Here is a 13,733-nt window from a genome sequence, read left to right on the forward strand (position 1 = left end):
TTAAAAAATATACAATTTTTAGGAAACTTCCAAGGCTTTATAAGACAAGTTTAATATTAAGACATATATAATTGTTTAACATACAAGGAAGTTTAAAATGTTTTTGAAAAAAAGTTCGTCGCAGTCGACCATAAAAAATATTGTTACTTTAAATGCTTATGGCGGGAAGTATTATCAGTTTAAAGATAATACTTTCCAACCATTGAAAAAACTTGCCTATAATACTTCAAACTTTATTACCTCTTATATCAGTAACAAAGATTTGATTACAACAACTGTTTATATCAGTCGTAGTATCCCGGAGGAGGATATCCCGGATATCATTGACATCAAAGCATATGAAGAGTTGGGGCTTGATCAGGCTAAAGATTATCTTATCTCATATACTGAGACCCCGGAGTCCGGTGAAGAGAGAGAGTTTCATATCTTTGCAGTGGAACCTGAGACATTAGATAACAATTTTCTCCCTATTAAAGAAGAGACCAAATATATTGATCTTCTTACCCCTGCACCGTTACTCTATAAAGCGCTTTATAAAAAAGAGATATTGGATGATAACGGTACTCAATGTTTTGTCTACTTTACCAAGTTTGATGCCTTTGTGACACTCTACCATAACGGTGAGTTTCTCTATTCAAAATCTATAGATTTCTCTCTTGAGGTGATTTACAATAAATATTGTGAATTGATCGGTGAACAGATCGAAGAGAAAGAGTTCTATAATGTTTTGGAGCAGGAAGGGCTGAAAACGACCAGGGAAGGATATCAGGAAAATCTGATGAAGATCTTCGGTGAGGTCTTTATCACTATCAATGATATTATCATCTATGCGAAGAGAGCATTTGAGCTGGAACGTATAGACCAGATGTTCATAGGTACCGCCAGCGGACCGATTATAGGACTAGATGACTATAGTCAGAACTATCTTGGACTCCAATCTGCAGAGTTCAACTTTAACTATCAAATAGAGTGTGAAGAGTGGTACACTGATCAGCTTCAGTACCTCATGCTTTTAAATACGTTTGATTACTTGGAAGATGAATCATCGATTGTCAACCTGACAAGATACCCTCGTCCGCCATCATTTGTCAACAGGGCAAGTGGACAATTTATTATCAGTACATTTGCAGCCATTACAGTTGGTCTCGCTTGGCCTTTGACCTATCTGATAGGTTCTTATATCAATGATGCAAGTATCTATGCACTAAACCTTCAGAATGACAAAGTGTCGAAGGAAGCACAGAAGTATAAAAAAGTTCTGGCAGAAAAGAAAGCTGTGATTACTGAGCTGGATGATAAGATTGCCAAACTGTCAGCAACCTACCAGGCCAAAACTAAAACCCTCACTTCTATTTATGACAAGAAGGTGAATTACCGTTTGAAATCAGGTATTTTTCACACAATGGCTGAAGAGCTATACAAATACGGTGTACATGTAGAGCATATGAGAAGTGACAATGATACCGTATGGTTATCACTGGTAAGTTCAGAGGATAGAAAATTAACAGAGTTGATTAAGTATATCTCTGATAACCATTTTCAGGAAATAGATCAGATAGATATCGAATTGATTGAAAAAGACCCGGAGAGTAACTACTACAAAGGTATGCTGAAGGTGGATTTGAAATGAAATATATAGAAGATAAATTAGAAGCATTGGATGAGTATTTCGCTCCCAAGAAAGAGAGTGAAAAATGGATGGTTATTCTGGGGGTAGCGGGTATTATTGCTTATTTGGCATATGCTTTTTTACTTCCTGCAACAGAGTCGATGTATAAAAAAAGCGAAACAGCAAAAAAGAGCATTGAGAAAACGCTAAAAAATAATAATACGTATCTAGATTCAATTACAGTGAATGGTGATCGTGATTACTATGTAAAGAAATATGATAGGGATATTAAACAGAAAAACCTGGAGATCGTGAAGATCAGTTCCAATATTAAGTTTATCAATAACAGCCTTGATAAACTCTCGGATATGCTATTCAACCAAAGAAGCTGGTCCAGATTCCTGAATTCAATTACGGATCGGGCTGAAGTGCAAAATGTTGAGGTTGAATACATTACCAATAAATATGTTGATAACAAGGGTAGTTTTGGATATGTACTGGAGATTGGTGTAGGGTGTAAAGGTGATTATAAAAGTATTGTCAAGTTTATGAATGAAATTGAACAAAATAAACTTGTTACTGATATTTACGCTACGCAATTCTCTTTAGATAATAACTCATCTGATATTATGGCAGATATCAATATTTCTGTATGGGGGATTAATCACTAATGAAAAAGATAGCAATAGGTTTTACCGTATTAAGCTTAGCTGCTTTTGCTGACCTTTCAGTACAGCAAATTGAAAAGATGGTTGCCCAGATACATGAACAAAGAGAGGGTATACAACTCGAGACACTGCAAGAGACGAAAGAACCGTTTGTAAGGTTGGAAGAGAATGAAGATGAAGTGACTACCTTTGTCATCCCTGAAAAGTCAGAGGCTAAACTCACGTTACATGCCATAGTCAATGGTAAGGCCTACATCAATGATGGATGGGTAGGGTTAGAGGAGAAAGTTATGGGTTATACACTGAAATATATTGGAAAAAGAGGTGTAGTGTTACGTAATGGAAATAATATTAAAAAACTGTTTCTTACCGAAAGTGGAAATAGTTTTATCCAGATAGAAGAAAGGAAGTAAGATGAGAAGAATAGAGAAAGTAAGGACCAAACTTTTTTTAATTGTAGCATTCATAATAGGGTTTGGTATGAATAGTGCAATAGCGGAAGAGGGATGTTCTTCAAAACTGTTTTCTGTGACGATAGATAGTCAATTATCTATCAGTGATGTAATAGAAAATCTTGCTGATACATGTGGCTTAACTGTCATTGTGAATGATGATGCGGCTAAGATGCGAATGAATAAAAAGTTATATTATGTTAAACTGAAAAATAGTACATTGAGAGGTTTTCTCAATACAATTTTGAAGGATAATGATCTCTATTATACTTTGGTTGGTAACAAACTTAAAATTTCTTATCTTATTACGAAAACATTTAGAATCCACTACATTTCTGGAGCAAGAAAAGGGACAAGTACGGCAAATGTTACAATCGCCAATCCTAACAGTTCATCAGTAAGTTCGGGATCACAAGGTTCTGGCGGCAGTGCGGTAAGCGACTCGAGAACTGGGATCTCTATCGAGAGCAACGATGAGTTTATGTTCTGGCAGAATGTTGAGAAAGAGGTTCAGCGTATACTGATAGGTGCTTCTGATGGAAGTACACATTATACAAGAAACGGTGATACATGGGTTGGCCCTGACGGAAAAGTTTGGGAATATAACCCGGTAGCGCCAATTGTTAACCAAGATGCAGGTATGATCACTGTGACGGGTACGCAGAAACAGATTTCAAGAGTTGCACATTATGTGAAAGAATTGACGACTCAACTCAAGTCTCAAGTTCTAATTGATGTAAGAATCTTATCTGTTACCTTTGATGACAGTACGACTTCAGGGGTTGACTGGAGTCAGCTTTATACACTTCAGGATATGACGATCAATAAGTTGTTGTTTGCGCAAAAAAACATCAATTCCATTGAATATGATGTCGATGACGGTATCACTGAGTTTGGATATGCAAGTGGTGTTACCCCAAGAAATGCAAATGCACTGATTCTTACGGGGCAGACAGATGTCAGTGAAGTAGTAAAATTCCTGGGTACACAGGGGGATGTGAAGTCAATTTCAAGTCCAAGAGTAATGACATTGAACAATCAGCCGGCTTTGATCTCTGTAGGACAAGAAATTTTCTATAAGATCAAATCAAGCAGTACAGCAAGTTCCGGTGGAGGAGCAGTTGCAGCTGAAGGCGAGATCGTTGATTCCGTATTTGCGGGGATACTTCTTGATATCACACCTGAGATCTCTTCAAATGGGATGATCACACTCAAAATCAACCCATCGGTATCTGATACTGTTGAGCAGGTTGCATCAGATGCCGGTGTCCGTGCGATTCCACCGGATTTGGTAAGAAGACAGATCGCATCAGTCATTACGGTGAAGAATGGACAGCATGCCGTACTCGGTGGTCTGATCTCTTCAAAAACCGGTTACAATACCAATAAAGTTCCACTCCTGGGTGACCTTCCGCTTTTGGAACATGCATTTAAATATGAGGAAAAAATCAATAAAGTTGAAGAGCTTGTATTGATCATTACTCCGCATGTGGTGAACCAGGCAAAAGATGTGTCATTGAAAGATCTCGGATACACTAAACTGAATGAAAAGTAGATATGAAATTGCCAAAAATGTATTCATCGACTCAATTGATGTCGATGACTACATTGATTTGAGTACTTCAGTATCAGCATTTAAACAACTACAACACAGTATAGAAAAGCCATTGAAGATGATTCTACTCTTTGGCCGTCCCGGTACGGGGAAAAGTATTCTTCTTAATCGTATAGCAGAAAAGCTGAAGAATGAGAGAGAAATACACTACTTTGAGACCCCTTCCACTAATGAGAAGGAGTTCTTTCATAAGCTCTTTAAAGCACTTACAAAAGAAGCACTTCCAGCTAATACAGATATCAATTTTTCCTCACTGGTAAATTACTGTAAAGGGTTACGAGGTGAGAGAGAGATCGTCATTTTACTGGATGAGGCTCAGATGTACGGTGCTGAGATGATGGAAAAAATCAGATTGCTTTCTGATACAAGGTCTGTAAAGTTTATTGTTTCTCTACATAAAACAGAGGATGAGGATCTTATCGCAAAAGAGCATTTTCAGTCTCGAATTTGGGAAGTGATAGAGTTGAAGAATGCTACTCTGCAGGATCAGATAGCCTATGTACATAAGAAGCTTCTTAAGAAGAATTTGTTTGAAGTGGCAAACAGTATTAAAGAAAAAGAGATGAAAATGATACATACATTCACCAGGGGAAATTTTAGAGAGTGTAATAAGTTATTTTACACCATATTTGAGATTTGTGAATATTATGATACGCATGAGCCTTCAAAAGTACAGTATGACAGACTCTCTAAAAAAATTATTGAAATGGCTGCATTAAAACTAGGATATATAGATGTATGATATAGAGAAGCTGGAGAAAGAATGGGTTGCTTACAATAAAAAGAAGAAACGGCCATTTTATATTTTTTCTGTTTTTATCATTCTGTGTGTTGCATCGGTTTTGACGCTTTATTTTAATGATTTTTTGAATGGTAAAGTGAAAGATATCTTCAATAGCGTAACGAAAGAGAAAATGACGCATGCTCCTACCGAACATGTAGCTTCAATAGAGTCCAATCAATCGGTTACAGAGGAGAAATCTCAGACGGCAACACCGGAGAGAGTGAAACAAACGCTGAAGGTTTCCAAGGCTCCTCAAATCATCATAGAGGAGAAACCAAAGCCATATGATAGTGCGATGAAGGAGCCTGTTTTAGAAGAGGTAGAGTCTTTAGATAACGTAAAGAAAGCTGATCTATCTTCCCCTCAAGACGAAAGCTCAAGTAAAAAAATGCACCTGGATATTTTGGAGACATCCAGTGTCACTGCCTACAAAGATGTTGAGAGACGTTTTTATCAAACGCATGACGCGGATGATTCGCTGTTTCTGGCAAAAAGTTATTTTAATAGAGGTGAGTACAAAAAAGCTGAGTATTGGGCACTACAGACGAATAAAGTCGATAGTTCCATAGAAGAGAGTTGGCTCTTATTTGCACATGCAAAAGCAAAACTGGGACAGAAAAATGATGCGATCAAAGTCTTGAACTCCTATATCGGAAAATCAAATTCATTGGAAGCCAGAAGGTTATTGGAAAAGATAAAATGAGAAAGTGCATTTCTGGTTTTATCTCACGATTATGTTATACTAAAAAGTTCTGTCAGGAGGATGTGAATGGTTAAACTCATTGAGATGATGCTTGGTGAAAATCTCATTACAAAAGATGCTATATCTGCACTTGTGAAGAGTCGTCCGCCTAAGAAGATTTCATTTGCAAATCTTGTAAATGAAGGGATGATTGAGCTGAATGCTGTAGAAGAGTTCCTGGCCAAAAAGATTAGGCAGGGGACTATCAATCTGTCCCATTTGGAAAAAATCGAAGGGATAGATATTGTTCCTATCATTAAACAGGTTGCAAAAGCGTTAAATGTTGATTATGTCGACCTGGATGAATCTGAGATCGATATGAAACTGTTTTCCAAGCTTCCCTATAAACAGCTTATAAAATATAATATCATACCTTTAGAAGAGACAGACCTCAGTGTACATATTGTTTTTGATGATCCGTTGGATATGGCCGCACAGGATGCGATACAAAGATTATTTCCCAAAAAACCTATTAAGATAGCGATTACCAATCCGAAGCAGATTCGTGCCCATCTCCAACGACTGGAAATTAACGAGAGCGTAAAAGGGTTGGTCAATGATATTCGAAAGGATCTCGCACAGGAAAGTGATACAGAAGAGGGTGAGTCCCCGGCGGTCTTGAAGTTGATCGATGTTATTTTGAGAAATTCAATTTATGCCGGAGCAAGTGATATTCATATCGAAGCCCTTGAAAAGAGCTGTATTGTCAGAGACCGTATAGATGGTATGTTAAGACAGAGTTTTACTTTTGATAAAGATATTTTTAATCCGCTTTCTTCGCGTATGAAGCTCTTGTCCAACTTGGATATTGCAGAAAAGAGAAAACCACAGGATGGTAGATTTTCTGCAACAGTCTCTAATAAACCCTACGATTTCAGGGTTTCTACACTTCCGACGATTGATGGAGAATCTATTGTATTGAGGATCCTGGATAAATCAAAAGCGATGATCAAACTGGAAGATGCAGGTATGAGTAAACTCTGTTATGACAGGTTCTCCGAAGCGATTAAAGCACCGTACGGAATCGTACTTGTAACCGGACCGACAGGATCAGGTAAGACAACGACACTCTACGGTGCTTTGAATGCAATCAAGGATATTAAGGACAAGATCATCACCGTTGAAGATCCGGTTGAGTACCAGATGGCTGGTCTTCAACAAGTCCTTGTTAGACCGCATGTGGGATTGACATTTGCGACTGCCCTGAAATCCATACTGAGACAGGATCCCGATAAGATTATGATCGGGGAGATCAGGGACCAGGAGACGCTTCGTATTGCCATACAGGCAGCATTGACCGGTCACCTTGTGCTTTCGACCCTGCACACAAATGATGCAATATCAGCGGTGACAAGGATACTGGATATGGGGATTGAAGAGTATCTTGTAAGTGGTGCCTTGGTCGCCATTCAGGCGCAAAGGCTGGTACGTAAGATCTGTACGCACTGTAAAGTAGAAGCGACACTGCCGGCACATTTTGTGGAAGGTCTCAAAGAGTATTTACCTGAAAACCCCGTTTTTTATAAAGGAGAGGGGTGTAAAGAGTGTGGACAGAGTGGATACGCAGGACGTGAAATGATCGCTGAAGTATTGATCGTGAGTAATAAAATGCAAAGAATGATTGCATCGAACGCCTCAAAAGAGGAGTTGACCAAACAGGCAATTGAAGAAGGATTTGTAAATATGTTTGAGGACGGTGTAAGTAAAGCACTTCAAGGCATAACAACCATTGATGAAATCTATAGAGTAGCGAGGCTGTAATGAATTATTTTAATGTTACGATCATGGAAAAAGGTAAAAAGCGTAAAGAGCTTATCAAAAGCATGAATAAAATGGCAGCGATCCAGTCAGCAAAACAGAAGTATCCGCTTGCCGTAGTCATGAGGGCTGAACAGACTGCCGCACCTCTTGAGGATACGATAAGCGATTTGATGACAAATATCACGAAATCATTTAAGAAAAAGATTCCGCTTAATGATAAGATATCAACGATCAGACAGATCGCGGTTATGACGGATGCCGGGATACCGATCAATGATACGTTAAGAGATGTTGCCGAGAATACGGAAAATAAATCATTAAAAGAGATCTATACAACGATGAATAATGATATTAATGCCGGTAGCAGTATGACTGACTCTATTTCACGGTTTAAAAACGAGTTTGGTCATGTAGCGCTAGCAATGACGGAACTGGGTGAAAGAACCGGTAATATTTCGCAATCCTATCATAAGCTAGCCGATATTCTGGAAAATATCAGAGACAATACGGCAAAATTCAAAAAGGCCATCCGTACACCTTTGATCACACTTGCCGCTATGGCGATTGCGTTTACTATCTTGATTATGGTGGTGGTCCCAAAATTTAAAGATATTTTTGAAAGATTTAACACTGAACTTCCTGTACCTACACAGGTACTACTTTTTCTGGAATATGCTTTCTCAAACTATGGTCTCTATATACTGATGGGCTTATTCGGACTGATATATACAGGAATCTTCTTCTATAAAAATAACACTGATTTCAAATATCAGGTAGATAGGATTATGATTCATCCCAAGTTTTATCTGATCAATAAAGCGATATTCCTTGCTACAATGCATAAATACAACTTGGTTTTCGGTGAATTGGTGAAAGCCGGTATTCCTGTGAATGAAGCGTTGGAAACAGCAGTTGGAATGGTGGATAACCTAGCGATAAAGCAACAACTGCAAAGTGTAAATGTCAATATCGGTCGGGGGATGAACCTGGCAGAAGCGTTTGACTTGACCGGATTGTATGAAAACATGCTCTTACAGATGATTAAGGCGGGAGAAGCCGGTGGTCAGCTTGATGCAATGCTTGATAAGGTAACGGATTACTACGATATGCGTTTCCAGGATCTTATTGATAACCTTGCAGCGTATGTGGAACCGATTATGCTCTTCTTTATTGCGGGACTGGTACTCTTGATGGCTTTGGGTATCTTTATGCCGATGTGGGATCTCGGGAAAGCAGTGAAATAAAAAAGCAGTGAAATAATCACGCTAAACGAGACTACCTTTTCGCAAGGAAAAGGTAGTTTAGAGTCGGTGATGCTTAATCGCCCTTTCTAAATCTTCCGGTGTATCTATACCAAAACTTTCCGTCTCTACTTCTATCATTGCCACTTTATATCCATGATAAAGTGCTCTGAGCTGTTCAAGCTTTTCTATATGTTCCAGTGAAGAGTCTTTGAGGCTGCAGAATGTCTCCAGGGAGTGCATGGTAAACCCATAGATGCCTAGGTGACCTTTATAGTCGTCAAAGTGATGATCTCTGGGATAAGGGATCTTTGCACGGGAGAAATAAAGTGCAATATCATCGGTATCTGTTACGACTTTAACGATATTTGGATCATCTGCCTCCGGATTCGTGATAGACTTATAGCATGAGTTCATCATGATCTCTCTATTATCCCTGTTTTTTCTTGTAAGATTATAGATCGCTCTGACGACATCTGTTTCAATGAACGGCTCATCTCCCTGTACATTGATGATGATCTCTTTTTCATCCAGTCCAAGCTTTTGTGCTGCTTCATAGATACGATCTGTACCGCTTTGATGTTCCTGGGAAGTCAGAATCGCTTTGATACCATGCTCTTTTGCTATATCGATTACCTCTTGTGCGTCTGTAGCGATACATACTGTATCTATATCTTGTACAGCCATTGCTGTACGTACAACCATAGGAATACCGCCGATATCAGCTAAAACTTTATTGGGAAAACGGCTCGAACCAATGCGTGCAGGAATAATGATCATAGTTTACCTTTATCTGTTAGTCTTAAAGTAATTTTACACTCTCTATGTTAAAATACACCACATTTACAAGGACGGTAATATGAAACAGGCACTATTTCTTCTTAATATGGGTGGCCCTAACAACTTGAATGAAGTGAAGCTCTTTTTATACAATATGTTTAGTGATAAAAATATCATACCCAACCCGCTGGTACGTCCTCTCGTTCGCACTATTATCATTAAAAAAAGGTTGAACGAAGCCAAAGAAACCTATGAAGAGTTGGGAGGAAAGTCACCACTTTATGAGTTGACTATGCAACTTATCCGTAAGTTAAGCCCTAAGCTGGATATGCCTATCTATCCTGTAATGCGGTATGTCCCGCCTTTTGCACTGCCTGCACTTCAAGCATGTAAAGAAAAGGGTATAGAAGAGATACTGTTGTTCCCGCTCTATCCACAGTACTCGACAACGACTACACTCTCCTCCTATGAAGATGTACTCAAGGCATGTGAAGCGTTAGACTATCATCCTAAAATTACATTTGTCAAAGAGCACTATTATGATGATCTTGCCTATATCAAAGCGAGTGCTGAGAAGATCAAAGAGGCGCTTGGAGAAAAGGAGAGCAGGGAGTATGATCTTATACTCTCAGCACATGGTCTGCCTGTGAGTATCATTCAGGCAGGTGATCCTTACCAAAGAGAAGTAGAGGCCAATGTAAGTGCACTTAAGACCTATCTTGAGGTTGAGGGGATACACTTTAGGGATATCAAGCTTGCTTATCAGTCAAAAGTAGGGCCACAACAGTGGTTGGAGCCTGCACTGACAGATACCATACGTAACCCGCGTAACAGAAAAGTCCTTATCTATCCGCTGGCATTTACGATTGATAACTCAGAGACGCTTTTTGAACTGGATATAGAGGCACGTGAAATTGCAGAGAAGATCAAGTATGAGGATTTTATCGTAGCAGAGTGTATGAATGAGAGTGATGCATTTGTTGAGTTCATAGCCAAGAGTGTAGAGGAGTGTCATGCAGACACTGCAAAGTAGCAGAGAATCTCTCACCGAGGTGAACAAGTCCAAGTTTATTACCTATCTTGTTCCAATCGATGAATTTGAAGGGCTACAGGAGAGGTTGAAAGCGGAAAACCCCAAAGCCAATCATGTAGTGTATGCACTGCGTTATCTTAATGAATACGATCAGATCGTAGAGAACAGCAGCGATGACGGAGAACCCAAAGGGTGTGCAGGATTGCCTTCCCTCAATGTCCTGCGCGGTGAAGAGATGATCAACTGTGCTGTACTGATCGTACGTTACTTTGGCGGGATAAAGCTTGGGACCGGAGGGATGGCCAGGGCCTATGCTCAGGCTGTCAAGGATGTGTTGTCCATCGCACATCTATTGCCATATAAAAAGCAGCTCACCCATACTTTTGAGACCAGTTACAGTGATGTGGATAAAACACTTTATCGTTTGAAGCAGTTAGGTATCGTTCAGTACGATAGGGAGTTTGGTGTAGCGTGTGTGACCTGGAAGATCGAGAGTGATGCCGAAAAGCTTGAGGCATTTTTAAATTTTCTATAGTGATCAATTTCTGAAACTTTCCGGAGAGAGTGCGCCTATGACGTGACAGTCTGATTTAACTGTTTTCTTCCTGCAGTGCCTGTTGATAGGTCTTTACACAGTTTTTTCCTTCTGATTTGGCATGGTACATTGCGATGTCTGCCCGCTTGATCAGTTCCTGTTCCTCCGTGGCATGTTTAGGGTAGATAGCTAATCCTATGCTTGAGGAGATATGGAGATTCTCTTCTTCGATGACAAATGGCTGGTTCAATGTATGTCTGATCTTCTCCGCGATCTCCAATGCATTGTTTTCTGCTTTTACAGTGGGTAAAAGGATAATGAATTCATCACCGCCGATCCGTGCGACAGAATCACTTTTCCTCAGGCATCCGCTGATACGTTTGGCAACAGCTTTTAAGAGCAGGTCACCGGTCTGGTGGCCATACCGATCATTGACATACTTGAACTTGTCCAGGTCCAGAAACATCAGTGCCAGCATACTGTTTTCCCGCTCAGCACTGTAGAGTGCCTGTTTGAGATGATCGATGATCAGCGAGCGGTTCGGCAAACCGGTCAATGTATCGTGGTAGGCCATATGTTCGACTTTGTCTTCCATAAGCTTACGGTCTGTGATATCATATAACCAGCTCAGGAATGCCGGTCTGTTTTTATACGTCACGGGAAAATAGGAGGCCAGGACCCATTTGGTTGTCCAGTTTTGATTTTCAGGGGAGTGAAGTTCTATCAGTTTGTTGATCACATGTTCCCCGTTACGGAGTTTATGTACGATATCTCTATATACCTCCGGGTGGGCATAATAGCTGGAGGGAATAAGGCCGATGACCTCCTCAGGTGTAGCATCTATCATAGCGCTGTAACTCTTGTTGGCAAAGACTACCCGGTCGCTGAGGGCATCTGTAATACGTGCAGCGACCGGACTTCCCTCCAGCATCTGATGTAACTGGAGTTCATTTTCGATCGCCTTCTGTCGTAAAGCAAAATTCTCCCTCAGCTGAAGATGGAATTTATGTGCATTGGAGAGTAGAAACATGAGAAATAGTGCATCCATCATACTCATACTGAAAGAGATACGATCACCTTCATTGGCTAGAAATATAATTTGAGGTACCAGAACAGCAGATAAAAAACCTATGAAAGAGATACGGTCGAAAGCAAGTGAAGCCGCAGCTCCTGCACTCAGGCCGGCGAGTACGAACGAAACATAAACTTTATGGCCTAAATCCCCTGAAGGGGTCAACATGGTACCGCCAATGCCCCATGCAATAGCGGTGAGGAAAACCCCCACACGAAACCAGAACAACCACTGACTTGTATCCTCCCGCTCTCCATCAGAAGCAGAACGTTTCCAGGCAATATAGAGCACAGTGCGACTCAATAAAATTGAACTGATCAGCGTGAACCATCCAAATAACAGTTCATAGCGAATCACAGAGGATTGAATAATGATAAGTATCAAAGCAAGCATTGCACTGATAATAAGCGAAAGCGGTAGGTTGCCGTAAAGGAATCTGACCTGTGCATCCTGCAGTGTCTCAGCCTTCCTCTCTTTTTGATGGGATTGCTGCAATGCCTGCAACATCGTTAGGGAAGCATTGAAGGTATCTGTTTCATCCACTTTACTCTGTTCTGTTCTTTGGTTCATGAAAATGATTGCCTCCCCACATGATAGGTTCTCTTTCTATAAGACTGCAGATCAAATAGAATCTCTTTGCCTAACTAGTATTTAAGAATAGCTAGTACCGCTTCAATAGATAGATGAATAGATGTGAGTTTATAGGTTCAACATATCCTATCTGCTATATTGTATTTTATAAGTATGATTTATAGAGAGTTATAGGGGCCTTAATATGAGTCTATTTAGGAAAATAGTAGCGGCATTTGTATCATATATTTACTCAGTCAATATCTGTATAAAGAGAAAAATAGGCTTTGACATAGAGGAAAAATAAGAAATGGAGAGTAAATCAGAGTGCTATTGCGCCTCTCTCGTGAAGAGATCTAGTACTTAAAGCGCCCTTGCGTCCTTACTATAGAGACATCTAATCTCTACAGCGCGTTCTTGCGTCAGCATATAAAGAGATCTACTCTTTATAATGCGTCCTCATCGTTATTGTAAGTACATTTAGTACTTAAAGTGCCCTTGCGTCCTTACTATAGACACATCTAGTGTCTACAGCGCGTCCTCATCCTCTTCGTCCGTTCTGATACGGATGGTTTTTGTGATATCTGATACAAAGATCTTACCGTCACCGATCTTGCCTGTTTTGGCATTCTCTTTGATCGCATTGATCGCGAGGTTAAGATACTCGTCATTGCTTACAACAATCTCAAGCTTCACTTTCGGGATAAATTCTACAACATACTCTGCCCCTCTGTAGAGTTCAGAGTGTCCCTGTTGACGGCCGTAACCTTTGACTTCAGAGACAGTCATCCCTTCAATTCCTGCTTCTACCAAGGCATCTTTTACCTCTTCAAGTTTAAATGGTTTAATGATTGCTTCTATTTTTTTCATC

At 39.9% G+C, this 13,733-nt stretch carries 13 protein-coding genes; 10 read left to right on the plus strand and 3 right to left on the minus strand.

Translation table 11 applies throughout. The features are described from left to right. The first annotated feature begins 97 nt into the window (after positions 1-97). The 8 genes from AC4JOV_RS03585 (at position 98) to AC4JOV_RS03620 (ending at position 8,875) form a co-directional block, all read left to right on the plus strand. Positions 98-1,630: a hypothetical protein gene (locus tag AC4JOV_RS03585; protein ID WP_229936515.1), complete on the plus strand. Its 1,533-nt coding sequence runs from the start codon at positions 98-100 to the stop codon at positions 1,628-1,630. Then, the gene (locus AC4JOV_RS03590; RefSeq protein WP_229936514.1) at positions 1,627-2,280 is read left to right on the plus strand and encodes a hypothetical protein; all 654 of its coding nucleotides are present in this window, start codon (positions 1,627-1,629) and stop codon (positions 2,278-2,280) included. Before AC4JOV_RS03585 ends, AC4JOV_RS03590 begins: the two co-directional genes overlap by 4 nt. After that, positions 2,280-2,690, plus strand: a complete 411-nt coding sequence (locus AC4JOV_RS03595) for a hypothetical protein (protein ID WP_229936513.1) — start codon at positions 2,280-2,282, stop codon at positions 2,688-2,690. The genes AC4JOV_RS03590 and AC4JOV_RS03595 overlap by 1 nt, the downstream gene beginning before the upstream one ends. A 67-nt stretch (positions 2,691-2,757) precedes the next feature. Continuing rightward, entirely contained in the window at positions 2,758-4,284 is a 1,527-nt protein-coding gene (mshL, locus tag AC4JOV_RS03600; RefSeq protein ID WP_229936512.1) for a pilus (MSHA type) biogenesis protein MshL, read from the plus strand. Then, entirely contained in the window at positions 4,274-5,086 is an 813-nt protein-coding gene (locus AC4JOV_RS03605; RefSeq protein ID WP_229936511.1) for an ATP-binding protein, read from the plus strand. Before mshL ends, AC4JOV_RS03605 begins: the two co-directional genes overlap by 11 nt. Beyond that, positions 5,079-5,831: a CDC27 family protein gene (locus AC4JOV_RS03610; RefSeq protein ID WP_229936510.1), complete on the plus strand. Its 753-nt coding sequence runs from the start codon at positions 5,079-5,081 to the stop codon at positions 5,829-5,831. The genes AC4JOV_RS03605 and AC4JOV_RS03610 overlap by 8 nt, the downstream gene beginning before the upstream one ends. A 66-nt stretch (positions 5,832-5,897) precedes the next feature. Beyond that, positions 5,898-7,631: a GspE/PulE family protein gene (locus AC4JOV_RS03615; RefSeq protein WP_229936509.1), complete on the plus strand. Its 1,734-nt coding sequence runs from the start codon at positions 5,898-5,900 to the stop codon at positions 7,629-7,631. Further along, on the plus strand, positions 7,631-8,875 hold the full coding sequence (locus tag AC4JOV_RS03620) for a type II secretion system F family protein (protein WP_229936508.1): 1,245 nt from the start codon (positions 7,631-7,633) through the stop codon (positions 8,873-8,875). Before AC4JOV_RS03615 ends, AC4JOV_RS03620 begins: the two co-directional genes overlap by 1 nt. 57 nt (positions 8,876-8,932) lie before the next feature. On the opposite strand, the gene kdsB is transcribed toward AC4JOV_RS03620, so the two are convergent. After that, a complete protein-coding gene (kdsB, locus tag AC4JOV_RS03625; protein ID WP_229936507.1) occupies positions 8,933-9,652 on the minus strand; it encodes a 3-deoxy-manno-octulosonate cytidylyltransferase in 720 nt (239 codons plus the stop codon). Between the two features lie 79 nt (positions 9,653-9,731). Here kdsB and hemH point away from each other — a divergent pair, with 79 nt between their 5' ends. Beyond that, complete coding sequence (gene hemH, locus AC4JOV_RS03630) at positions 9,732-10,685, plus strand: ferrochelatase (protein ID WP_229936506.1); 954 nt, start codon at positions 9,732-9,734, stop codon at positions 10,683-10,685. Further along, the gene (locus tag AC4JOV_RS03635; protein ID WP_229936505.1) at positions 10,666-11,220 is read left to right on the plus strand and encodes an IMPACT family protein; all 555 of its coding nucleotides are present in this window, start codon (positions 10,666-10,668) and stop codon (positions 11,218-11,220) included. Before hemH ends, AC4JOV_RS03635 begins: the two co-directional genes overlap by 20 nt. A 55-nt stretch (positions 11,221-11,275) precedes the next feature. Here the strand turns inward: AC4JOV_RS03635 and AC4JOV_RS03640 are convergent, their stop codons facing one another. Further along, positions 11,276-12,862: a sensor domain-containing diguanylate cyclase gene (locus tag AC4JOV_RS03640; protein WP_229936504.1), complete on the minus strand. Its 1,587-nt coding sequence runs from the start codon at positions 12,860-12,862 to the stop codon at positions 11,276-11,278. 528 nt (positions 12,863-13,390) lie between these two features. After that, positions 13,391-13,732: a P-II family nitrogen regulator gene (locus tag AC4JOV_RS03645; protein ID WP_229936503.1), complete on the minus strand. Its 342-nt coding sequence runs from the start codon at positions 13,730-13,732 to the stop codon at positions 13,391-13,393. Position 13,733 lies beyond the last annotated feature (1 nt).

It is taken from the genome of Sulfurovum sp. MH2-6 (assembly GCF_058374785.1).